This is a genomic window from Kocuria rosea subsp. polaris, assembly GCF_001483755.1.
Classification (GTDB): domain Bacteria; phylum Actinomycetota; class Actinomycetes; order Actinomycetales; family Micrococcaceae; genus Kocuria; species Kocuria cellulosilytica.
Window position 1 is genome coordinate 113,926 of record NZ_LQBK01000002.1, and the last position, 22,149, is coordinate 136,074.

A 22,149-nucleotide genomic window follows, 5' to 3' on the forward strand; every position below is an offset into this window, starting at 1 on the left:
GCCCAGGATGGGAGGACACCGTCCGCCGCCGCGGACCGCCGAGACCGTCAGGAGCCCCTCGTGCCCGAGACCGTGCCCACCACCCCCGCGAGGACCAAGATCGGCGTGGTCGGCGCCGGGTCCGTCGGCTCGTCCCTGGCCTACGCGGCCCTCATCAAGGGCGTCGCCCAGGAGGTGGCCCTCTACGACCTCGCCGGGGACCGGGTCCGCGCCGAGGGCCTGGACCTGGCCCACGGGGCCATGTTCACCCCCAGCTCCCGGGTGACCGGCTCCGACGACGTCGCCGTGCTGGCCGGCTCGGACGTGGTCTTCGTGACCGCCGGGGCCAAGCAGCGGCCCGGCCAGACCCGGATGGAGCTGGCGGGCGCCAACGCGGCGATCCTCGAGGGGCTGATGCCGCGCCTGGTGGAGCAGGCGCCCGAGGCCGTGTACGTCCTGGTGACCAATCCGTGCGACGTGCTCACGGTGATCGCGCAGAAGCTCACCGGGCTGCCCCCGGAGCAGGTGATGTCCTCCGGGACCGTGCTGGACACCTCCCGGCTGCGGTGGCTGCTGGCCGAGGAGGGCGGGGTGTCCACCACGAGCGTGCACGCCACGATCGTCGGCGAGCACGGGGACACCGAGTTCCCCCTGTGGTCGAACGCGAACATCGGGCAGATCCCGCTGCGCGAGTGGACGGTCGAGGGGCGCCGGCCGTTCACCGACGACCGGCTGGACGAGATCACGCACCGGACCATCAACGCGGCGTACACGGTCATCCAGGGCAAGGGCGCCACCAACTACGCGATCGGTCTGGCCGGGGCGCGCGTGGCCGAGGCCGTGCTGCGGGACGAGCACGCCGTGCTGCCGGTGTCCACGGTCCTCGACGACTACCGGGGGATCAGCGGGGTCGCGCTGTCCGTGCCGTCGGTCGTCGCCCGGCGGGGCGTCGTGGAACGGCTGGTCGTGCCCATGGACGAGCAGGAGCTGGCCATGCTGCACCGCTCCGCCGAGGCGATCCGGGCCACGCTGGCCTCGATCGGGTACTGAGCCGCGAGCAGCCGCGGGCCCGGGGCGGGAGACCGGCCCGCGAACGGCACCGGGGCCCGTTCCGGCGTGCGGAACGGGCCCCGGCGCGCGGGCTGCGAGAGGTCAGCGGCTGGCCATCTCGTCCTGCGCCGCGTGGGTGAGGCGCACGGCGTCGTCGAACTCGCGCTCGACCTCCTCGTCGCGCCGGTAGGTGGCCTTCGAGACCAGCACGGCGGAGACGAGGCCCACGACGAAGCCGGGGATGATCTCGTAGAGGTCGGCCCACGGGGTCACGGTCCACACGAACACGGTGACCGCGCCCAGGATCATGCCGGTGATCGCGCCCAGGTTCGTGAGCTTGCGCCAGAACAGGGAGAGGATCACGACCGGGCCGAACGAGGCGCCGAAGCCGGCCCACGCGAAGGCCACGAGGCCGAGGATCGTGTTGTTCTGCTCCCAGGCCAGGAACGTCGCCACGACGGCCACGGCCGCCACGCCCGCGCGGCCCATCCACACCTGCTTGCGCTCGGACGGGGACTCCTTGACGGTCAGCTTGTACAGGTCCTCCACCAGGGCGGAGGAGGAGACGATGAGCTGGGAGGAGACCGTGGACATGATCGCCGCGAGCACGGCCGCCAGGACGAAGCCCGCGACGACGGGGTGGAAGAAGACCTGTGCGAGGTCCAGGAACACGGACTCGGGGTCGGTCGGGCTCTCGTCGGGGCGGTTGCCGTAGTAGGCCAGTCCGACCAGGGCGGTGGCGACCGCGCCGATGACGCTCAGCACCATCCAGCTCAGCCCGATCCGGCGGCCGGTCTTGGCGTCGGAGGGGGAGCGCATGGCCATGAAGCGCACGATGATGTGCGGCTGGCCGAAGTAGCCGAGACCCCACGCCAGGGCCGAGACGACGCCGATCACGGTGGCGCCGCGCACGAGCGAGAGGGCGTCCGGGTCCACCGAGGTGATGTTCTCCGTCATCTGCCCGAAGCCGCCGACGTTGATGATGCCGACGACCGGGACCATGATCAGGGCGATGAACATCAGGATGCCCTGCGCCACGTCGGTGTAGGTCGCGCCCAGGAAGCCGCCGAAGAGCGTGTAGGCGATGGTCACGCCCACCACCAGGAGCAGGCCGGCGTGGTAGGTCGAGCCGAAGGAGGACTGGAAGAACAGCCCGCCGGCGACCATGCCGGAGGAGACGTAGAACGTGAAGAACACCAGGATGATCAGACCCGAGACGATGCGCAGCAGCCGGGACCCGCTCTTGAGCCGGTTGTCCAGGAAGGACGGGATCGTGATCGAGTTGTGCGAGACCTCGGTGTAGGAGCGCAGCCGGGGCGCGATGAACTTCCAGTTGACCCACGCGCCGATGATCAGGCCGATCGCGATCCACGCCTCGACCAGGCCGGAGAGGAAGACCGCGCCCGGCAGGCCCAGGAGCAGCCAGCCGGACATGTCGGAGGCGCCGGCGCTGAGCGCGGCGACGCCCGGCTTGAGGTTGCGCCCGCCGAGCATGTAGTCGTCGAGGTTCTTCGTCCTGCTGTTGGCGTAGAGGCCGATGCCGATCATGGCGGCGAAATAGATGACGATCGCGATCGTCTGGGATATCTCTTGGGTCATGGTGTCCTTTCCGCCCGGAGCCGGCCCGGTGGAGCGCAGCGTCCAGGGGGGTGGGTGGAACAAAGGTCCCACAGGACTTTACGCCCGCTCCGAGGCAGTGGCCAGCCACTACGGGTATAGGCGTCGGGGCGCCGGCACGGCGGGCGGCCCGCTCAGGCGTCGTCGTGCGCCTGCAGGAACTCGTAGACCTCGCGCTCGTCGACGCCCGGGAAGGCCCCCTCCGGGAGGGCGGCCAGCACGTGCGAGTGCGCCCGGGTGTTGGGCCAGGCGTGCCCGGCCCACACGCGGCTGAGCTCCTCGGGCGGACGCCGGCAGCACGAGGGGTCGGGGCACGTCGACACGGTGCGGTGCGGGGTGTCGCGGCCGCGGAACCAGCGGGCGTCGGTGAAGGCGACGCCCACGCCGATCGAGAACGCGCCCTGGCCCGAGAGCTCCGTGCGCGTGGAGCACCAGTACGTGCCGGAGGGGGTGTCCGTGTACTGGGCGAACGCCGTGAACTGGTTGGGCTGGTCGAACACGGTGCGCCCGGACCACTTGCGGCACGAGATCTGGCCCTCGATCGCGCCGGTGTGGTCCGTGGGGAACGCCAGGCCGTTGTTCTCGTAGGCCTTGTGGATCACCCCGGACGAGTGCACCTTGTGGAAGTGGGTCCGGATGCCCAGGTGGCGGGTCGCCAGGTTCGTGAAGCGGTGCCCCGCCGTCTCGTGCGAGACGGCGAAGCGGTCCTTGAGGTCCTCCAGGAACAGGTCCCGGTTCCGCTTGGCCTCGAGCAGGAACGGGACGGTCTTGTCCTCCGGCAGCATCACCGCGGCCGCGAAGTAGTTGCTCTGCACCCGCTGGGCGAGGAACTCGGCGTAGTCCTTCGGGGGCTCGTGGCCCAGCACCTGGTGGCCCACGGCCTGGAGCAGCACCGCGCGGGGGTCGTGGTCCGCCCGCGGGCTCTGCACGAGGTAGATCCGCCGGTTGAGCAGGTCGGTCACCGAGCGCGTCGAGTGCGGCAGGTCGGTGACGTGGTGGATGCTGTAGCCGAGCCGGCCCACCATCTCGGAGATCACGGAGTTGGACACGGGGCCCGATGAGTAGCCGCCCAGCGTCAGCAGCTCCTTGGCGGCCTGCTCCAGGTCGGGGAAGTAGTTGTCCTGCTCCCGCATGAGCCGGCGCAGCTGCACGTTGGCCCGGCGGGCCTCCTCCGGGGTGGCCGAGTTCTTCTCGAGGGCCTCCGCCAGCCGCTCCTGCAGGCCCACGAGGGCCTCGAGCACCTCGGTGGACAGGGCGGAGCTGACGCGGACGGTCGGCAGCCCCAGCTGCTCGTAGAACGGGGAGCGCTGGGCGCGCTCGAGCTGGATCTCGAGCGCCTCGCGACGGTTCCCGGGCTCGGCCCCGAGCAGGGCGTCCACGCTCGTGCCCAGGACCTCGGCGAGGCGCTGCAGCAGGCTCAGCCGGGGCTCGCGCCGCCCGTTCTCGATCACGGACAGCTGCGACGTGGCGGTGCCGGCCCGGTCCGCGAGCTCCGCGAGCGTCAGCCCCCGGTCCTTGCGCAGCGCCCGGATGCGCCGGCCGAGACCGATCAGGTCGGTGGTGCCGGACTGCTCGGCCGACGTCGGTTCCTCGTAGCCCCAGGCGCTGGTCGTCATTTCTTCACCCTACGTGAAAAAGGACGAAAGTTCACGAAGAAATGTGGGGTTCACCCGGTCCGAACTGGGGCAAAGTGGGATGTGTCACCACGGGAGAGCGAACTTCCCGGTGACCCACAAGCCGACGAGCACCCGTCCACGGACCACTCAACGAGGAGCCGACATGTCCTACCCCAACGCCCCCAAGACCGCCGACGAGATCCGCCAGGAGTGGGACGCCGATCCCCGCTGGGCGCAGATCACCCGCGAGTACACGGCGGAGGAGGTCGTCCGCCTGCGCGGCACGGTGCAGGAGGAGATGACCCTGGCCCGCCGCGGCGCCGAGCAGCTGTGGGAGAAGCTGCACACCGAGGACTTCGTCAACTCCCTCGGCGCCCTGACCGGCAACCAGGCGGTCCAGCAGGTGAAGGCCGGCCTCAAGGCCATCTACCTCTCCGGCTGGCAGGTCGCCGGCGACGCGAACCTCGCTGGCCAGACATATCCCGACCAGTCGATCTACCCCGCGAACTCCGTCCCGGCGGTCGTGCGGCGGATCAACAACGCGCTGATGCGCGCCGACCAGATCGAGCACTCCGAGGGCACCAGGACCGTCGAGGACTGGCTGGTCCCGATCGTGGCCGACGCCGAGGCCGGCTTCGGCGGCCCGCTCAACGCCTACGAGCTCATGAAGTCCATGATCGCCGCCGGCGCGGCCGGGGTGCACTGGGAGGACCAGTTGGCCTCCGAGAAGAAGTGCGGCCACCTGGGCGGCAAGGTGCTCATCCCCACCCAGCAGCACGTCCGCACCCTCAGCGCGGCCCGGCTCGCGGCCGACGTCGCCGACGTCCCCTCGCTGATCATCGCCCGCACCGACGCGGAGGCGGCCACCCTGATCACCTCGGACGTCGACGACCGCGACAAGCCGTTCGTCACCGGGGAGCGCACCGCGGAGGGCTACTACAAGGTCCGCAACGGCCTCGAGGCCTGCATCGCCCGCGGCAACGCGTACGCCCCGTACGCCGACCTGCTGTGGATGGAGACCGGCACCCCGGACCTCGAGCTCGCCAAGAAGTTCGCCGAGGGCATCCACGCGGAGCACCCCGACCAGATGCTCGCCTACAACTGCTCGCCGTCCTTCAACTGGAAGAAGCACCTGGACGACGCCACGATCGCGAAGTTCCAGCGGGAGCTGGGCGCGATGGGCTTCAAGTTCCAGTTCATCACCCTGGCCGGCTTTCACGCCCTGAACTACTCGATGTTCGACCTGGCCCACGGCTACGCCCGCAACCAGATGACGGCCTACGTGGAGCTGCAGGAGCGGGAGTTCGCGGCCGAGGAGCGCGGCTACACCGCCACCCGGCACCAGCGCGAGGTCGGCACCGGCTACTTCGACCTGGTCTCCACCGTCCTCAACCCGGAGTCCTCCACCACGGCGCTGGCCGGCTCCACCGAGACCGCCCAGTTCTGAGCTGAGCGGCGGCGACCGGCCGGGGGCCCGACGGGGTCCCCGGCCGCACCGCATCCAACGACGACCCGCTCCGGTCCGCACCGGAGCCGCCCCACCCGATCTTCCCCAGGACACTCTTCAGGCGAGGAACCAGCCATGATGACCATGACCAGCAATCCCGTGACGATCAACGGCGTGACCCTCACCGGTCACCACGTCCCCCGGCAGAACAGTGTGCTCACCCCCGATGCGCTCGGCTTCCTGGCGGCCCTGCACCGCGAGTTCGAGCCCCGCCGCCGCGAGCTGCTGGCCGCGCGCGAGGAGCGGCGCAAGGCGATCGCCCGCGGCACCGACCCCGCCTTCCTGCCGGAGACGCGGCGGATCCGCGAGGACGACTCCTGGCGCGTGCCGCCGCCCCCGCCCGGGCTCGAGGACCGCCGCGTGGAGATCACCGGCCCCACCGAGCGCAAGATGACCATCAACGCCCTCAACTCCGGGGCGAAGGTGTGGCTCGCGGACATGGAGGACGCCAACACCCCGCACTGGACCAACGTGGTCACCAACCAGCTCAACCTCATCGACGCGCTCGAGGGGACCATCGAGTTCACCAACCCGGACGGCAAGAAGTACACGCTGAAGAACAAGGACGCCCGGTCCAACCCGACCGTCGTGGTGCGGCCCCGCGGCTGGCACTTCGAGGAGAAGCACCTGTCCGTGCGGGACGAGCCCATCGCGGGCGCCATCGTGGACTTCGGCCTGTACTTCTTCCACAACGCCCGCCGGCTCAAGAAGCTCGGGCTGGGCCCGTACTTCTACCTGCCCAAGACCGAGTCCCACCAGGAGGCGCGGCTGTGGCACGACATCTTCAGCCGCGCGGAGTCCATGCTCGGGGCGGACCGCGGCACCATCCGCGCCACCGTCCTCATCGAGACGATCACCGCGGCCTTCGAGATGGAGGAGATCCTGTACGAGCTCGGCGAGCACGCCGCGGGGCTCAACGCCGGGCGCTGGGACTACATCTTCTCGATCATCAAGAACTTCCGGACCCGCGGACCCCGCTTCATCCTCCCGGACCGCGACGCCGTGACCATGACGCAGCCGTTCATGCGGGCCTACACCGAGCAGCTCGTGCGGGCCTGCCACCGCCGCGGGGCGATGGCCATCGGCGGGATGGCCGCGTTCATCCCCTCCCGCCGGGACGAGGAGGTCAACCGCACCGCGATCGAGAAGGTGCGGGCGGACAAGACCCGTGAGGCGAACGACGGCTTCGACGGGTCCTGGGTGGCCCACCCGGACCTGGTGCCGGTGTGCCGGGAGGTCTTCGACGAGGTGCTCGGCGGGAAGCCCAACCAGCTGGACCGGCTCCGCGAGGACGTGGTGCCCGACGACAAGGCGCTCATCGACATCGCCTCCGCGGAGGGGAAGATCACGGAGGAGGGGATCCGCAACAACATCGAGGTGGGGATCCGCTACATCGAGGCGTGGCTGCGCGGCAACGGCGCGGTGGGCATCCACAACCTCATGGAGGACGCCGCGACCGCGGAGATCTCCCGCTCGCAGATCTGGCAGTGGGTGAACACCCGGGCCATCACCGACGAGGGCGAGGAGATCACCCGGGACTGGGTCCAGGAGCTGATGGAGGAGGAGTTCGCGCGGATCGAGCGGGCCGAGGGCGACCGGTTCGACGACGCCCGCTCCATCTTCGAGGAGGTGGCCCTGGGCGACGACTACCCGGCGTTCCTGACCACCCCCGCCTACGAGCGCTTCCTGGCCGAGCCCGAGGACCCGCACGCCCCGGAGGAGGCCGAGGCCTCCGCGTCCGCGCGCTCCTGAGCGGTCCACCGGGCCGGGTCCACGACCCAGGGCTCCCGGGGCAGGACGTCCTCGTCGAGGACGGCGAGGACGTCCCGGGCCGTCCGGACCGGACCCGGGAGGCGCAGCGACGCGGCCATCCGGGCCAGCACCTCCTCGGCGCCGTGACCCGCCGCCGCGAGCTCGGCGAGGGTCACGGCGCCGTCGCGCTTGGCGAGGCGCTGCCCGTGCGCGTTGAGCACGAGCGGGACGTGCACCCACTCCGGCTCGTCCAGTCCGAGCACCGAGGCCAGGTACGCCTGCCGGGGGGTGGAGGGCAGCAGGTCGTCGCCCCGGACCACCTGGTCCACGCCCTGGTGGGCGTCGTCCAGGACCACCGCGAGGTTGTAGGCGGGGCGGCCGTCGTTGCGCAGCAGCACGAAGTCGTCGACGAGCCCGGTGTACGCCCCGGCCCAGCGGTCCACGACCGTGCGGGAGCGCACGTCCGCGCGCAGCCGCACCGCGGGGGGCCGCTCCCGCCGGCGCCGTGCCCGCTCGGCGTCGCCGAGGTCCCGGCACGTGCCCGGATAGGCGCCCGGCGCCCCGTGCGGCGCGCTCGCGGCCGCCTGGATCTCCCGGCGGGTGCAGAAGCACTCGTAGGTGCGCCCCGCCGCGGTGAGCCGCTCCACCACGGCCCGGTGCTCGGCCTCCCGCGAGGACTGCAGCAGCGGCGGGCCGTCCCAGTCGAGGCCGAGCCGGGCGAGGTCAGCCAGCTGCCGCTCGGCCGACCCCGGCCGCACCCGGTCGATGTCCTCGACGCGCAGGACGAAGCGCCGGCCCGTCGAGCGCGCGAGGGCCCACGCGAGCAGCGCCGTGCGGAGGTTGCCGAGGTGGAGGTCCCCGGAGGGCGACGGAGCATAGCGGCCGGCGCCTCCGACCGCACGGTCCGAGGCGGAAGTGGTCATGGGTGCCAGGATAGCCAGCGGCGGTCGGTACCCTGGTCGAGTGGCGCGCATCAACGAAATCCGCGACGGCGTCTTCGCCGTGAGCACGGACAACTGGAGGCTCAACTCCGGTGTCGTGCTCGGGACCCGGCGCGCCCTCGTGATCGACACGGGAGCGGGCCCGCGCCAGGCCCGGGAGATCCTGGGGGCCGTCCGCTCGCTCACGGGCCTGCCGCTGACGGTCGTGAACACCCACGCCCACTACGACCACTTCCTGGGCAACGCCGTGTTCCAGCGCGCCGGGGCCGAGGACTTCTGGGCCCACCGCGGCTGCGCGGCGGCGATCGAGGCGCACGGGGACTTCCAGCGCTCGTTCGTGGGCATCCACGAGCCCGAGATGGCCGCCGCCGAGGGACCGGACACCCGTCTCGTCGTGCCCAACCGGCACCTGCCGGGCACGGGCCGGCGCCCCGCCCTCACCCGGGTGGACCTGGGGGAGCGCGCGGCCGTGCTCTTCTCCTTCGGGCCGGGCCACACCGACAACGACCTCTGCGTGGGCGTCGACGACGTCGTGTTCACCGGGGACCTCGTGGAGCAGGGCGCCGACCCCAGCTTCGACGACTCCTACCCGCGGGGCTGGGCCTCGGCCCTCGAGAACCTGGCCGCCCTCGACCGGTACCAGGTCTTCGTCCCCGGCCACGGCAACCCCGTGGAGCGCGGCTACGTGCTCCAGCAGGCCCGGCTCATGCGCACGGCGATCGACCGGGTGGACGCGAGCGAGGCCGCGGCGGCGCAGCCCGACGGCATGCGCCCCGTGACCGCCTCGATGTTCCGCCTGCCCTACAACGCGGGGGCGGCACGGATCCTGCTGGACCGGCTCGAGCGGATCAGGGCCGAGGACGCCGCGACCGAGGAGCTTGCAGCGCTGTCAGCGCCGCAGCCGCCAGCAGACTGACGCCCAGGATCGCCGCGCACGCCGCGACCGCGGCCCAGCCGCCGCCCGGGACGCGCAGGGCCGCCCAGAGCGGCAGCAGGCCGGCCAGGATCGATCCCGCGCCGAGGACGGCCAGCAGGACGGTCAGGCCCCCGCCCGGCGCCGGACGCTCCACGGGCCCGGTCAGCCGCAGCACCAGGCCGCCCAGGGCCGCCCAGCCCGCCACGACCAGCAGCGCCGCCACCACGTCCGAGGGCCGGTGCCAGCCGTTCAGCAGCGTGGCCACCCCGGTCGCGGTCATGGCCCCCGCCCCGAGGAGCGCGACGAACGGCCGGGACGGGGCGGGCGCCGCGAGCAGCACCACCGCCACGGCGGCGGCCGCGGCGGCCGTGTGCCCGGACGGGAAGGAGTTGACGGCGGCCTCCTGGATCCCGAGGTCGGGCTTCTCCAGCAGCACCCGCTTGAGCAGCTGGACCGTCAGGTTGGAGAGCAGGACGACCGCCGCCCCGACCACGGCCGGGGCGAGGCGCCGGGAGCGCACGGCCAGGACCGCGAGGCACAGGGCCGAGACCGCGCCCACCGCCCACGGGACCGCGTCGAGCAGCTGGCCGACACGGTCGGACAGGTCCGGGAAGGCGTGGTTCGCCTGGCGCAGGGCCAGTTCGTCGAGCCACTGCCCGGTCGCCGTGGTCAGGGCCACGACCCCGACCAGCGCCGCCGCCGCCCACGCGGCGGCGGCGCCGAACAGGTGGCCCAGGACCTGCAGGAAGGTGGGAGCGGGGCGGCGGGCGGTGGTGGTCATCGAGCTCCTGGGCGGTGGGGCGGGGCGTGCGGGTGCCGGCACGGCCACGGCCGTGCCGGCACCCGCGGAGCCCTCATTCTTCCACGCACGCATCGGAGCAGGCTGAGAAGCGCCCCTAGGCTGGGGGCATGCTCCCTGCCGCGGACCTGCCCCCGCTCGACGACCTGCTCGCGGACGCGCACGTCGTCGCCCTCCCGATGCGCGTGCGCTTCCGCGGCATCGACGTGCGCGAGACGGTGCTCCTGCGCGGCCCCGCGGGGTGGGGGGAGTTCGGCCCGTTCCCGGAGTACGGCGACGCCGAGTCCGGCGCGTGGCTGCGCGCCGCCGCCGACGCGGCGTGGCACGGCTTCCCGACGCCCCGGCGCACGCGCGTGCCCGTCAACGCGACCGTGCCCGCCGTGCCGGCGGCCCGCGTCCCGGACGTGCTCGCCGGCTTCGGGGGCGGTGTGCGCGCGGTCAAGGTCAAGGTCGCCGAGCGCGGCCAGGGCCCGGAGGACGACGACGCCCGGGTCGCGGCGGTGCGGGCCCTGCTGCCGGAGGCGGAGCTGCGGGTGGACGCGAACGGCGGCTGGGACGTGCCCACGGCGCTCGAGGCCCTGGAGCGGCTGGGGCGGCACGGGCTCGCGTACGCGGAGCAGCCGGTGCCCACGATCGAGGGTCTCGCGGCCGTCCGGGCGGGCCTCGCCGACCGGGGCGTGCCGGTGCTGGTGGCCGCGGACGAGTCCGTGCGCAAGGAGAGCGATCCCCTGGCGGTGGCCCGGGCGGGCGCCGCCGACCTGCTCGTGGTCAAGGCGGCCCCGCTCGGCGGGGTGCGCCGGGCCCTGGAGGTGGTCGCGCAGGCCGGGCTGCCCGCGGTGGTCAGCTCCGCCCTGGACTCCTCGGTGGGCATCCGGGCGGGTCTCGCGCTCGCCGCCGCCCTGCCCGAGCTGCCGTACGCGTGCGGGCTCGGGACCGTGTCCCTCATGCGGGCGGACGTCCTGCGGGATCCGCTGCGGCCGGTGGGCGGGATGCTCGAGCTGCGGGACGCGGTCCCGGACCCCGCGCTGCTGGAGCGCCACGCGGTGCCCGCCGACCGGCGCCGGTGGTGGCTGGAGCGGGTGCGCCGGGTGCACGCCCTGGTCGCGGCTCAGGGCTGAGCGGCGCCTCCCAGGACCTCGGCCCGCAGCCGGTCCAGGTCCACGGGCTCGCCCTCGCGCAGCCCGTGGCGGCGGACCCACGCCCGGGCGGCGCGCCAGACGTCGTCGCGGCCGAGCTCCACGTCGGGGTGGGCGGCGCCGATCCGCGTCTGGGCCGGGTGCTCGGGGTCGTCGCCCGTGAAGGAGAAGACCGCCACGGGACTGCAGGCGAGGCCCACCACCCCGCGGACGGAGGCGATGACGCGCCCGTGCAGGCAGTCCCCCGGGTGCAGGTCCCAGGCGCGGTGGACGTGCCGGCAGTCCACGGCCGCGCGCCGGTGCCCGTGCGCGTGGCGGTGAGCGGGTTCCCAGTGGTCATGCGGGGTGATCGGTGCCGGCCCCGGTTCCGTGTGCATTCCGCGCCTCCCTCGACGGCGTCCGGCCCGCCCGCGTCCGTCCACGGTGGCACGGCCCGTGGGCGGGTGGGGCAGAAGGAGGGGGGGTCTTCCGGAGTTCCCGGTCACGGTCCGGGGCGCTGGACGGATGGGGACGGCCTGACGGCACGAGCATCCCAGAACCGGGGCGGGGGCGGAATCGGCCGGCGCATTGTTTCTTCCTGTGAACGCGCACCAGGGACGGACGCACTGACCAGGAGGGGGTCCGTCCCCGGCCGGTCACCGCTCGTTCACCCGCGGTTCGTGCGGCAGCCCCCGCCCCCTCACCGGGCGGTGGTGCAGTGGCGGAGCACCCGTTCCCCGACCGCGGTCCGCCGCGGCCCCGACCCTCCCTGGGGGAGCCATGACCGACACCGCCAAGCGCACCTTCCTCCCGCTGCTGGGCCACACCCGTGGCAAGCGCAGCCCCCTCACCTGTCAGCTGAAGTGCGGCAGCGCCTGCGCCGGCCCGGAGTGCAACACCTCCGGCAACGGCTATTTCCGCGACATCGCGAGCGCCGCCCTGACCCGCCGGTCCGCCCTGGGCCTGGGCGCCGCGGCGGCCGTGACCGTCGGCGTCGCCGGGGCCGTCCCCGAGGCCGCCCAGGCCCATGGCCGCGGCCGCTCCGGGCTGTCCTTCGCCCCGATCTCCCCCGTGCCGAACACCGTGGACGACCTCACGGTCCCCGAGGGCTTCGACTGGTCCCCGATCATCCGCTGGGGCGACCCGCTGTTCGCGGACTCCCCGGAGTTCGACCCCTATGCGCAGACGCCCGAGGCCCAGGCGCGCCAGTTCGGCTACAACTGCGACTACCTCGACATCCTCCGCGACCGGGGCGGGCGCACGGCCGTGCTCGTGAGCAACCACGAGTACACCAACGAGAACCTCATGTTCCCGGCCGAGCAGCAGGACGACCTCCAGCGCGTGGCCGGGGTGGCCCTGGCCGCGCACGGCATGTCCGTGGTCGACCTGACCCGCGCCGGCGCGGGAAAGCCCTGGTCCTACGTCCGCGGCGGCGCCCGGAACCGGCGCATCACGATGAGCACCCCCTTCCGGGTGGACGGGCCCGCGGCGGGCTCCGACCTGCTGAGGACCCAGGCCGACCCCGCCGGGGAGCTGGTGCTGGGCACTCTGAACAACTGCGCCGGCGGCACCACCCCGTGGGGCACGGTCCTGTCCGGGGAGGAGAACTTCAACCAGTACTTCAAGGGCAACGGCTCGCCCGAGCAGCAGCGCTACGGGATCTCCGCCGAGGCCCCGAGCCGCCGCTGGCACAAGGTCGACCCCCGCTTCGACTCGACCGTGCCGGGCTACGAGAACGAGCCCCACCGCTTCGGCTGGGTCGTGGAGATCGACCCCCAGGACCCGGCCTCCACCCCCGTCAAGCACACGGCCCTGGGCCGCTTCAAGCACGAGGGCGCCAACGTGCGCGTGGCCGGGGACGGGACCGTGGTGGCCTACTCCTGCGACGACGAGCGCTTCGACTACCTCTACAAGTTCGTCTCGGCCCAGAAGTACGTCGAGGGCGACCGCGCCCACAACATGACGCTGCTCTCCGAGGGCAACCTCTACGTGGCGCAGTTCACCGGGGACACGGAGGCCGAGATCGACGGCTCCGGCCGGCTGCCCTCCGACGGCGCGTTCGACGGCTCCGGGCGGTGGCTGCCGCTCGTCGTGGACGGCGAGTCGGCCGTGGACGGCATGTCCGTCGAGGAGGTCCTGGTGTTCACCCGCCTGGCCGCGGACCGGGCCGGCGCCACCAAGATGGACCGGCCCGAGGACGTCGAGCCCTCCCCGCACACCGGCAAGCTCTACGTGGCGCTGACCAACAACACCGACCGCGGCACCCCGGGCAAGGCGGGCCCGGACGAGGCCAACCCGCGCACCCAGAACCGCGACGGCCACGTGCTCGAGCTCACCGAGCGGAACAACCTCGCCGCCGCGCTGGAGTTCGACTGGAACCTGCTGATCGTGGCCGGGGACCCCTCGAAGAACGCCTCGGCGTACTTCGCCGGGTTCCCCGCGGACCAGGTGTCCCCGATCTCCTGCCCGGACAACCTGGCCTTCGACTCCGCGGGCGGCCTGTGGGTCTCCACCGACGGCGCCCCCGGGACCATCGGCTACAACGACGGGCTGTTCAGGGTGGGCCTGTCCGGGCGCGAGCGCGGCAACGTCGAGCAGTTCCTCGCGGTGCCCCAGGACGCGGAGACCTGCGGCCCGGTCGTTCACGACGACGACCGGATGGTGTACGTCAACGTCCAGCACCCGGGGGAGGACGGCTCCTTCGAGGAGCCCCGCTCCTACTTCCCGGACTACGTGGTGGAGACCCGCCAGGGCGAGGGCGAGTGGTCCCTGCCGCGGCCGTCCGTGGCCCAGGTCTTCGCCGTGGGCCGGGGCGGGGAGCCCGAGTTCCCCGGTGCCATCCACGACGGGCCGGGCCGGGGCCGCAACCAGCACAAGCGCCGCAAGAACGGCGAGCGCGGGCCCCGCTACCGCGGCTACAGGGGCAAGGCCACCCCGGAGACGAGGACGGCGGCGAGGACCGCGGCCCGCTCCTACTGAGCCCTGCCTCCCGGGCCCTGTCTCCCGAGCCCTGTCCCCGGCGTCCTGCCCCCGACGTCGTTCCGGAGACCTCGGGGCCCACCGCTCCCCGGTCCGCCCCGCGGCGTGCCGGGGAGCGGTGCCCTGCCGGACTACCCTGGTCTCCTGTGACCACACCGTCCCTCGACACCGCCCGCACCGTCCTGGAGGAGCTCGTCGACGCCGGGATGCGGCACCTCGTCGTCGCCCCCGGCTCCCGGTCCGCGCCGCTGGCCTACGCCGCGGCGGCCGCCCGGGCCGCCGGGGCGCTCGAGGTCCACGTGCGGGTGGACGAGCGGGGCGCGGCGTTCACCGCCCTCGGCATCGCCCGGGCCACCGGCCGGCCCGCCGGGGTGCTCACCACCTCCGGCACGGCCGTGGGCAACCTGCTGCCCGCGGTGCTGGAGGCCGACCACGCCGAGGTGCCGCTCGTGGTGCTCTCCGCGGACCGCCCGCCGGAGCTGCGGGGCACCGGCGCCAACCAGACCACCCGCCAGCCGGGGATCTTCGGCGACCACGTGCGTGCCGCCGTGGACCTCCTCCCGGAGGACGACGTGCCGGCCCGGCTCGCGGGAGTCCTCGACGCCCTGGCCGGCCGTGGGCCGGAGGGGTCCCGGCCCACGGGGCCGGTCCAGCTCAACGTGGCCCTGCGCGAGCCGCTGCACCCGGGGCCGGAGGACGGCCCGGAGCTCGCCGCCCGGGCGGCCCGGCTGGCGTCCCGGCGGGGAGCCCGGCCGGACCCGGGCCCGGCCGCCGTGGCCGCCGGGCCCGTCCGCGCGCCGCGGCCGGATGCGGGAACGGCGTGCTCCGTGGTGGTCGCCGGGGACGGCGCCGGTCCCGCCGCGGCCCGCTTCGCCGCGGCGTGCGGGCTGCCGCTGCTCGCGGAGCCGTCGTCGAACGCGCGGTGCGGCCCGCACGCCGTGGGGGCCTACCGGCTGCTCCTGGACTCCCCGCTGGGCCGGCGGATCGAGCGCGTCCTGCTGGTGGGCCGGCCCACGCTCTCCCGCCCGGTCGGGGCCCTGCTCGCCCGGGAGGACGCCGTCACGGCGGCCGTGCGGCCGGCGCCCGTGGCCTGGTTCGAGCCCGGGCGGCGCCGCGAGCGGGAGCTCACGAGCTGGACCGAGGCGGCGGCCTTCACGGGCCGCGGCGCCCCCGGCTGGGCGGACGCCTGGCGGCAGGCGGGTGCTGCCGCGGACGAGGCCGTCGTGCGGCTGCTCTCCGCCGGGACACCGGCGGCCACGGGCCCGGCCGTGGCCGCCGCCGTGTGGGAGGCCTGCCGGCGGGACGGGTCCGTGCTCGTGGCGGGCTCCTCCAACCCGGTGCGCGACCTGGACCTCGCCGCCCGGCCCGGCCCCGGGTCCCCGCTCGTGCTCGCCAACCGGGGCCTCGCCGGGATCGACGGGACGGTGGCCACCGCCACCGGCGCGGCCCTCGGCACCGGCCGGCCGGTCCGCGCCCTCCTGGGCGACCTGACGTTCCTGCACGACGTCTCCTCCCTGCTGCTGGGCCGCGGCGAGCGCGAGCCCGACCTGCAGCTGGTGGTCGTCAACGACGGCGGCGGAGGCATCTTCACGACCCTCGAGCACGGCGCCCTGGGGGAGCAGGAGGAGTACCGGGCGGTCGTGGAGCGGTTCTTCGGCACCCCGCACGAGGCCCGCCTCGAGGCGCTGTGCGCCGGCTACGGCGTGGCCCACCGGCGCGCGGAGGACCTCGCCGAGCTCGAGCAGGCGCTCACCGCGCCCGTGCGCGGGCGATCGGTCCTGGAGATCGTGGTGGACCGGAGCGGCCTGCGGGAGCTCCACGCCGCGATCCGCGCCGCAGTCGCGCAGGCCGCCGGGCAGGCGGCCGCGCAGTCCGTCGCGCAGTCCGTCGCACGGACCGCCGGCGAGCGCTGAGGGGCTCGCGCCGGGCCGCTGCCGGGTCCGGAGGAGCGCGCCCCGGACCGGGGGACGCGGACGGGCCCCGTCCCCCGGGAGGGGGGACGGGGCCCGGAGGCGGTGCCGCGGCTCAACCGCGGACGGTGGGCGCCTGGTGCCCGGCGGGGGCGTGGTGCTCGACGAGCTCCTCCACCTGGTGCTCGGCCTCCTCCAGCTTGCGCTGGTGGGGCACCACGAGGGTGACGACCGCGCCGAGCAGGGCCACACCGGCGAAGACGTAGAACGCCTGGGGGCCGCCGAAGCCCGCCGCGGCGAGCCAGCCGCCGATGATCGGGCCGAAGATCCCGCCGAACCGGCCCATGCTGGCGCAGAAGGCCACGCCGGCGGCCCGGGCGTTGGTGGTGTAGTAGTTCGACTGGAACCCGTAGACCAGGACCTGGGTGCCGATGGTGCCCACGCCGGCCACGCCGATGAAGACGAGCAGCAGCGGCAGCGCGAAGCTGAACGTCATGAGGATCAGGGCCACCGCGGCCAGGGCGAACGTGGTGGCGATCATCCGCTGCGGACCGGTGCGGTCCGCGAAGCGGGAGGCCAGGAGACCGCCGACCAGGGCGGACCCGTTGAGCACCAGGACGAAGTACAGCGGGCTGAGGCTGTGCCCGTAGCCGTTCATGATGACGGCGAGCCAGGTGTTGAGCCCGTAGGTGAGCAGCAGACCGCAGAAGGACATGAAGCCCAGCAGGATCGAGGCCAGGGCGAACTGCTTGGAGAACACGGCCGCGTAGCCGGTCCGGCGCGGTGCCGCGCCGACCTTCCGGATGACCTGCTCCTCGATCAGCGGGACCCCGGTCCGGAGGGCGACGGCCTCGGCCCGCTCGGTGTGGCCGCGGGCCAGCAGCCAGCGCGGGGACTCGGGGAGCTTCCAGATCATGAGCGGGACCAGCAGGACGAGGGGGAGGGCGCCGATCATGAACAGCCCGCGCCAGCCCAGGTCGGAGAGGAGGGCGATGCCCACGACGGCGGCGAACACGCCGCCGGCCGGGATGCCGGAGTAGACGATGCCGTTGTAGAACTGCCGGCGGCCGCCGGGGGCGAACTCCGCCATGGTGGCGCCGGCGGTGGCGATCACGAGGCCGAGGCCGATGCCCGTGAGGAAGCGCATCGCGCCGAAGGCGAGCACGCTCGTGGTGAGCGCGGTGACGAACATGCCGATCGAGAACCAGGCGACCCCGGCGATCAGCAGCCGGCGCCGGCCGAAGAAGTCGCCGACGGCCCCGCAGATGAGCGAGCCGATGAGCACGCCGATCAGGGCGTAGGAGCCCACCAGGCCGGCGACCGCCGGCTCCAGGGTGCCGATCTGCGTGGGATCGGCGAGCAGGCCCGGCAGGACCACGCCGTAGACGACGAGGTCGTAGCCGTCGAAGAGCAGCGCGAGACAGATCACGAACGCCACGAAGCGGGCGGTCCTCCGCTCGAGCTGCGGGTTCTCCGCGATGTCGATGTGTGGTTGGGTCATGTTCCCCGGACCTCTCTGGGCAGCGCGTGGACAAGGCAGGAAGGCGGAGGAGCCGACAGCGTTCCCCCTGGTGCTCTCCAGCCTGACAGAGCTGTGATCCGGGTCATATGAGGCAAAGACCCAGGGATCCACCAGGGGGGCATTCAGTGTCTGAGAATATCAGTGGGAGCATCCCGAGTGATTGCGGATATGAGTCCGGGCCCGTCGTCCGAGGACGACGGGCCCGGGGCGTGCTGCGCAGTGCTCAGTGCTCCGTGCTCACCGCTCCGGCGTCTGCACCTGGGTGGGGTTGAGCACGCGGGCGAGGAAGGACTGGGTGCGGGGCTCCTTCGGCTCGCCGATGACCTGCGCGGCGGGGCCCTCCTCGACGACCACGCCGCCGTCCATGAAGACGACCTTGTCGGCGACGTCGCGGGCGAACTCCATCTCGTGGGTGACCACGAGCATCGTCATGCCCTCGGCGGCGAGATCGCGCATGATGGCCAGGACGTCGCCCACCGTCTCGGGGTCCAGGGCGGAGGTCGGCTCGTCGAAGAGCATCAGGGACGGGTCCATGGACAGGGCCCGGGCGATGGCCACGCGCTGCTGCTGCCCGCCGGAGAGCTGGTCGGGGTAGCTGCCGGCCTTCTCGGACAGGCCCACGCGCTCGAGGTTGCCGCGGGCGATCCGCTCGGCCTCGGCCTTGTCCCGCTTGAGCACCTTGAGCTGGGCCACGGTGCAGTTCTCGAGGACGCTCAGGTGCGGGAAGAGGTTGAACTGCTGGAAGACCATGCCCACGTGCCGGCGCATCCGGTCGACGTCGGCCTCGGGGTCGGTGACGTCGAAGTCGCCGATCGTGATCCGGCCCTGCTGGGGCGTCTCGAGCAGGTTGACGCAGCGCAGCAGGGTGGACTTGCCGGAGCCCGAGGGGCCGATGAGGCAGACCACCTGGCCGGCGCCGACGCTGAGGGAGATGCCCTTGAGCACCTCGAGGGAGCCGTAGGACTTGTGCAGGCCCTCGATCACGACGGAGGCGGCGCCGGCGAGGCCGTCGGCGGGGCCGGGCTGCGGGCTGGGGGAGGATGCAGTGCTCACGGTCAGGCTCCTAGGACTTCTTCATGCGGTCGGTCTTGGACTCGAAGCGTCGGGTCAGGATGCCCAGGGGCACCGTGATGACGAGGTAGGCGACGCCCGCCACCACCAGCGGGGTGAGGCCGGCGCCGGCGCTCGAGATGGCCTCGCGGCCGTACTTGGTGAGCTCGTACTGGCCCACGCCCATGCCCAGCAGGTAGACCAGCGACGAGTCCTTGGTCAGCAGGATCACCTCGTTGGTCAGCGGCGGCAGCACGATCCGCAGGGCCTGCGGGATGACGATCGTGACCATCGCCCGGGCGTGGGACATTCCCAGGGAGCGGGCGGCCTCGTACTGGCCCTTCGGCACGGCCTGCAGGCCCGCGCGCAGGGACTCGGCGATGTAGGCGGCGGCCACGAGGCCCAGGGCGATCATGACCGTGACGTAGTGGTTGAAGCGGAAGCCGAAGGCCAGCGGGATGCCGTAGCCGAAGGCGAGGAAGACCAGCAGGGCGGGCACGCCGCGGAAGAACTCGATGTAGAGCGTGGCCAGCCACCGGTAGGGCGCCACGGAGGAGAGCTTCATGAGCGCGAGCACCACACCGCCGGTGAGGCCCACCACGAAGCCGAGGAACGTGTAGATGAGGGTGTTCTTCAGCGCCACGACGAGGATGCCGGGGAACTGCTGGGCCGCGATCGCCGGGTTGAACACCTTCTCGACCAGCAGCGGCCAGTCCGCGATCGCGATCAGCGCGAGGGCGAGGAGGATCAGGACGGCGTACTGGACGCCGCGGGAGAGACGTGCTCTCTGGTGCATGGTCATGGCCATGGATGGGTCCGTTCTGGGTGGTACGGGTGGGACGGTGTCGGGGCCGGCGTCCCGGGTGCGGGTCACCGGCCCCCGGGTCAGTTCTCCTGGACGGGGATCCACGTCTCGACGATCCGCTCGAGCGTGCCGTCCTCCTCGATGCGGTCCAGGGTGGCGTCGACCGCCCGGAGCATCGCCTCGTCGCCCTCGGCCACGGCCACGCCGAGCTGGTCGTCGAGCTCCGCGGTCTCCTGGACCACGAAGTCCGGGTCGTCCTGGGCGTGCTGGGCGATCGCGGTGACGTCGTCGAGCACCGCGTCCACGCTGCCGGTGCTGAGCCCGGTGAACAGCGTGGTGGCGTCCTCGAACTGGACGGTGTTCAGGCCGAGTTCCCGCGCCTGCGTCTCGCCGACCGTGCCCTGCATGACCCCGACCCGCACCTGCTCCTCGCGGGCGGCGTCGATCGAGTCGACACCGTCCTCGCCGTCGGTCACGAGGCCGACCTCGTTGTCGTAGTAGGGGTCGGAGAAGTCCATCACCGTCTGCCGCTCCTCGGTGATGGACAGGGCGGAGATCGCGACGTCGCACTGGTCGGTCTCGAGGGCCGCCCCGGACTGGATCGACTCGAAGGCGAGCGTGACGTTCTTCATCTCCACCCCGAGGTCCTTCGCGATCTCCCGGCCGAGGTCCATGTCGAGGCCGACCATCTCGCCGCTCTCCTCCATCTCGAACGGCGGGTAGTTGGACTCCGAGCACACGGTGAGGAACCCGGGCTCCACCAGGGCCACGGCCGAGGACGAGGTGGCCCCGGCGGTCTGCCCGCCGCCGTCCGCGGCGTCCCCGGAGGGGTTCTCGGACGTGCAGGCGGTCAGGGCCAGGGCGGCGACGGCGGACAGCGCCGCCAGGGCGTGCGCGCGGGACGGGCGGGTGGTCGGACGGGGCATGCGGAGATCCTCCGGTGGGAGCAGTGGTCGTCGGCGCGGTCGGGCCGGGCACGGGGCCGGCCCTGCGGGGCGGTGGCCCCGACCGTGTTCGGGCACCAGGATACGGTGCGATCCCCGTGGCGGCTCAGCCGGCGGACAGGCCGGGGGCGGGCACGAGGCGCTCCGGCGCCCGCTGCCCCAGGGCCTGGAGCATGGGCCGCAGCTTCGCCCAGGTCTCGGCCAGCTCGGACTCGGGGTCGGAGGCGGCCACGATGCCGCAGCCCGCGTAGAGCCGCACGGTGCGCTCGTCCTCCTGCACCGCCCCGCGCAGGGCGATGCCCCAGTCCCCGTTGCCGGCCGCGTCGAGCCAGCCGACGGGGCCCGCGTACAGTCCCCGGTCCATCTGCTCCAGCTCCGGGATCGTGGCGGCGGCCACGGCCGTGGGCGTCCCGCAGACCGCGGCGGTGGGGTGGAGGGCCTCGGCGAGCTCGAGGGAGGACGGCGGGTCCCCGGCCGGGCCCGGCCGCAGCGCGGCGGTGACGTCCGAGGCCAGGTGCCACACGTTGGGCAGCTCGAGGATGAACGGCTCCGGGGAGGTCGTGACGGCGTCGGTGTAGGGGGCCAGCGACGCCTCGAGGGAGTCGATCGCGAACCCGTGCTCGTGCTGCTGCTTCTCCGACTCCCCGAGCACCCGCGCGGCGTAGTCGTGCGGGTCCTCCCCGGGAGGCGCGGCGTCCCGGTCCAGGGTGCCCGCGAGCACGCGGGCGTGGGCGACGCCGTCCAGCACCCGCACCAGCATCTCGGGGGTGGCCCCCATCAGCCGGCCCGCGCCGGAGGGGTCCCCGCCGAGGCCCACGCAGTACGTCCAGCACTGCTCGTAGCGCCGGGCGAGGTCCCGGACCACGGCCACGGCGTCCAGCGGGGCGTCCGTGCGCGCCACGACGTCCCGGGCCAGGACGAGCTTGTCGATCCCGCCGGCGCGGATGCGCGCCACGCCCTCGCGCACCGCCTCCGTCCACTCGTGCTCGCCCAGCGTGCCCGGGGACAGCCGGACCACGGCGGGGGCCGCGGGAGGATCGCCGGCGGCGGACGCCCGGCCGGGGACGGAGCCGGCGCGGCGCAGCCACGCGGCCGCGACGTCGTCGGTGCTCAGCGCGAACGGCGTCCCGGGGGCCACGGCCACCACGAGGCTCGCCCACGCGACGTCGCCCCGGCGCCCCACGAGCAGCTCCGGGACCACGAGCCCGGAGTCCACGGCGGAGCTGGTCGCGAACGTGAACGCCCCGAAGGCGGCGAGCCCGGTCCCGGGCACGCCCACCCGGTCCTCGACCACGGCGGCGGCGGCGACGTCGTCCCACCACACGCGCGCGGCCGTGAACCGGTCCGCGCCGCGCACCGTGTGCTCGGCGGCCCGGCCCCACGCCACCAGGCCGCGACCGTCCACCGTCCAGGTGAGCAGCTCCGGCCCCGCCAGCAGCTCCCGCAGGTCCGGCAGGGCCGCGGGGTCCGCGCCGAGCGCGTACAGCGGCACCGTGAGGGCGTGCAGCACGGGGACGGCGGCGGGATCGGCGGCGGGGTCGGTGGAGGACATCGCCCACCAGTCTAAGCCGCCCGCCGGACAGCCCCGGGCCCGGCGGGCGCGGGGCCGGCCCCGGAGGAGGGGCCGGCGGAGGGGCCGGGCGGGGG

General features: G+C 73.7%; 17 protein-coding genes. 7 read left to right on the forward strand and 10 right to left on the reverse strand.

Annotation, left to right across the window (positions count from 1 at the left end; genetic code table 11):
* Positions 1-60: 60 nt before the first annotated feature.
* Positions 61-1,029, forward strand: a complete 969-nt coding sequence (locus AVL61_RS00670) for an L-lactate dehydrogenase (RefSeq protein ID WP_058872442.1) — start codon at positions 61-63, stop codon at positions 1,027-1,029.
* A gap of 102 nt (positions 1,030-1,131) precedes the next feature.
* On the opposite strand, the gene putP is transcribed toward AVL61_RS00670, so the two are convergent.
* On the reverse strand, positions 1,132-2,628 hold the full coding sequence (putP, locus tag AVL61_RS00675; RefSeq protein ID WP_058872443.1) for a sodium/proline symporter PutP: 1,497 nt from the start codon (positions 2,626-2,628) through the stop codon (positions 1,132-1,134).
* A 152-nt stretch (positions 2,629-2,780) separates the two neighbouring features.
* Positions 2,781-4,262 (reverse strand): helix-turn-helix domain-containing protein, encoded by a 1,482-nt coding sequence (locus tag AVL61_RS00680; protein WP_058872444.1) that lies wholly within the window; start codon positions 4,260-4,262, stop codon positions 2,781-2,783.
* A 163-nt stretch (positions 4,263-4,425) separates the two neighbouring features.
* On the opposite strand from AVL61_RS00680, the gene aceA reads away from it, so the two are divergent.
* Positions 4,426-5,709 (forward strand): isocitrate lyase, encoded by a 1,284-nt coding sequence (gene aceA / locus AVL61_RS00685; RefSeq protein ID WP_058872445.1) that lies wholly within the window; start codon positions 4,426-4,428, stop codon positions 5,707-5,709.
* 138 nt (positions 5,710-5,847) lie between these two features.
* Positions 5,848-7,521 (forward strand): malate synthase A, encoded by a 1,674-nt coding sequence (aceB, locus tag AVL61_RS00690; RefSeq protein WP_058872628.1) that lies wholly within the window; start codon positions 5,848-5,850, stop codon positions 7,519-7,521.
* Here aceB and gluQRS read toward each other — a convergent pair.
* Positions 7,443-8,444, reverse strand: coding sequence for a tRNA glutamyl-Q(34) synthetase GluQRS (gluQRS, locus tag AVL61_RS00695; protein WP_058872446.1), 1,002 nt, complete (start codon positions 8,442-8,444; stop codon positions 7,443-7,445). The two genes, aceB and gluQRS, sit on opposite strands and share 79 nt — an antisense overlap.
* A gap of 40 nt (positions 8,445-8,484) precedes the next feature.
* On the opposite strand from gluQRS, the gene AVL61_RS00700 reads away from it, so the two are divergent.
* On the forward strand, positions 8,485-9,378 hold the full coding sequence (locus AVL61_RS00700) for an MBL fold metallo-hydrolase (protein WP_058872447.1): 894 nt from the start codon (positions 8,485-8,487) through the stop codon (positions 9,376-9,378).
* On the opposite strand, the gene AVL61_RS00705 is transcribed toward AVL61_RS00700, so the two are convergent.
* Positions 9,311-10,159, reverse strand: a complete 849-nt coding sequence (locus AVL61_RS00705; protein WP_058872448.1) for a phosphatase PAP2 family protein — start codon at positions 10,157-10,159, stop codon at positions 9,311-9,313. The two genes, AVL61_RS00700 and AVL61_RS00705, sit on opposite strands and share 68 nt — an antisense overlap.
* A gap of 128 nt (positions 10,160-10,287) precedes the next feature.
* Between AVL61_RS00705 and AVL61_RS00710 the strand changes: the two genes are divergently transcribed.
* A complete protein-coding gene (locus AVL61_RS00710) occupies positions 10,288-11,295 on the forward strand; it encodes an o-succinylbenzoate synthase (RefSeq protein WP_058872449.1) in 1,008 nt (335 codons plus the stop codon).
* Here the strand turns inward: AVL61_RS00710 and AVL61_RS00715 are convergent.
* A complete protein-coding gene (locus AVL61_RS00715; protein ID WP_058872450.1) occupies positions 11,286-11,690 on the reverse strand; it encodes a hypothetical protein in 405 nt (134 codons plus the stop codon). The two genes, AVL61_RS00710 and AVL61_RS00715, sit on opposite strands and share 10 nt — an antisense overlap.
* A gap of 382 nt (positions 11,691-12,072) precedes the next feature.
* Here AVL61_RS00715 and AVL61_RS00720 point away from each other — a divergent pair, with 382 nt between their 5' ends.
* Together AVL61_RS00720 and menD are read left to right on the forward strand one after the other, a co-directional pair.
* Positions 12,073-14,271 (forward strand): PhoX family protein, encoded by a 2,199-nt coding sequence (locus tag AVL61_RS00720; protein ID WP_058872451.1) that lies wholly within the window; start codon positions 12,073-12,075, stop codon positions 14,269-14,271.
* A gap of 146 nt (positions 14,272-14,417) precedes the next feature.
* Positions 14,418-16,184 (forward strand): 2-succinyl-5-enolpyruvyl-6-hydroxy-3-cyclohexene-1-carboxylic-acid synthase, encoded by a 1,767-nt coding sequence (gene menD / locus AVL61_RS00725; RefSeq protein ID WP_058872452.1) that lies wholly within the window; start codon positions 14,418-14,420, stop codon positions 16,182-16,184.
* Positions 16,185-16,296: 112 nt separating this feature from the next.
* Here the strand turns inward: menD and AVL61_RS00730 are convergent, their stop codons facing one another.
* The 5 genes from AVL61_RS00730 to AVL61_RS00750 form a co-directional block, all read right to left on the reverse strand.
* On the reverse strand, positions 16,297-17,682 hold the full coding sequence (locus AVL61_RS00730; protein WP_058872453.1) for an MFS transporter: 1,386 nt from the start codon (positions 17,680-17,682) through the stop codon (positions 16,297-16,299).
* Positions 17,683-17,940: 258 nt separating this feature from the next.
* Positions 17,941-18,756, reverse strand: a complete 816-nt coding sequence (locus tag AVL61_RS00735) for an amino acid ABC transporter ATP-binding protein (protein WP_058872454.1) — start codon at positions 18,754-18,756, stop codon at positions 17,941-17,943.
* A 10-nt stretch (positions 18,757-18,766) separates the two neighbouring features.
* Positions 18,767-19,561 (reverse strand): amino acid ABC transporter permease, encoded by a 795-nt coding sequence (locus tag AVL61_RS00740; protein WP_058872455.1) that lies wholly within the window; start codon positions 19,559-19,561, stop codon positions 18,767-18,769.
* 77 nt (positions 19,562-19,638) lie between these two features.
* Positions 19,639-20,484: an ABC transporter substrate-binding protein gene (locus AVL61_RS00745; protein WP_058872456.1), complete on the reverse strand. Its 846-nt coding sequence runs from the start codon at positions 20,482-20,484 to the stop codon at positions 19,639-19,641.
* Positions 20,485-20,608: 124 nt separating this feature from the next.
* Entirely contained in the window at positions 20,609-22,054 is a 1,446-nt protein-coding gene (locus tag AVL61_RS00750; protein WP_058872457.1) for an isochorismate synthase, read from the reverse strand.
* Positions 22,055-22,149 lie beyond the last annotated feature (95 nt).

Bases quoted from the DNA above. Each gene is read 5' to 3' on its own strand.
- AVL61_RS00715 (WP_058872450.1), bottom strand. From the start codon at position 11,690: ATGCACACGGAACCGGGGCCGGCACCGATCACCCCGCATGACCACTGG.
- putP (WP_058872443.1), bottom strand. From the start codon at position 2,628: ATGACCCAAGAGATATCCCAGACGATCGCGATCGTCATCTATTTCGCC.
- AVL61_RS00720 (WP_058872451.1), top strand. From the start codon at position 12,073: ATGACCGACACCGCCAAGCGCACCTTCCTCCCGCTGCTGGGCCACACC.
- AVL61_RS00745 (WP_058872456.1), bottom strand. From the start codon at position 20,484: ATGCCCCGTCCGACCACCCGCCCGTCCCGCGCGCACGCCCTGGCGGCG.
- aceA (WP_058872445.1), top strand. From the start codon at position 4,426: ATGTCCTACCCCAACGCCCCCAAGACCGCCGACGAGATCCGCCAGGAG.
- AVL61_RS00710 (WP_058872449.1), top strand. From the start codon at position 10,288: ATGCTCCCTGCCGCGGACCTGCCCCCGCTCGACGACCTGCTCGCGGAC.
- AVL61_RS00740 (WP_058872455.1), bottom strand. From the start codon at position 19,561: ATGGCCATGACCATGCACCAGAGAGCACGTCTCTCCCGCGGCGTCCAG.
- AVL61_RS00750 (WP_058872457.1), bottom strand. From the start codon at position 22,054: ATGTCCTCCACCGACCCCGCCGCCGATCCCGCCGCCGTCCCCGTGCTG.
- AVL61_RS00705 (WP_058872448.1), bottom strand. From the start codon at position 10,159: ATGACCACCACCGCCCGCCGCCCCGCTCCCACCTTCCTGCAGGTCCTG.
- aceB (WP_058872628.1), top strand. From the start codon at position 5,848: ATGACCATGACCAGCAATCCCGTGACGATCAACGGCGTGACCCTCACC.
- AVL61_RS00680 (WP_058872444.1), bottom strand. From the start codon at position 4,262: ATGACGACCAGCGCCTGGGGCTACGAGGAACCGACGTCGGCCGAGCAG.
- AVL61_RS00730 (WP_058872453.1), bottom strand. From the start codon at position 17,682: ATGACCCAACCACACATCGACATCGCGGAGAACCCGCAGCTCGAGCGG.
- gluQRS (WP_058872446.1), bottom strand. From the start codon at position 8,444: ATGACCACTTCCGCCTCGGACCGTGCGGTCGGAGGCGCCGGCCGCTAT.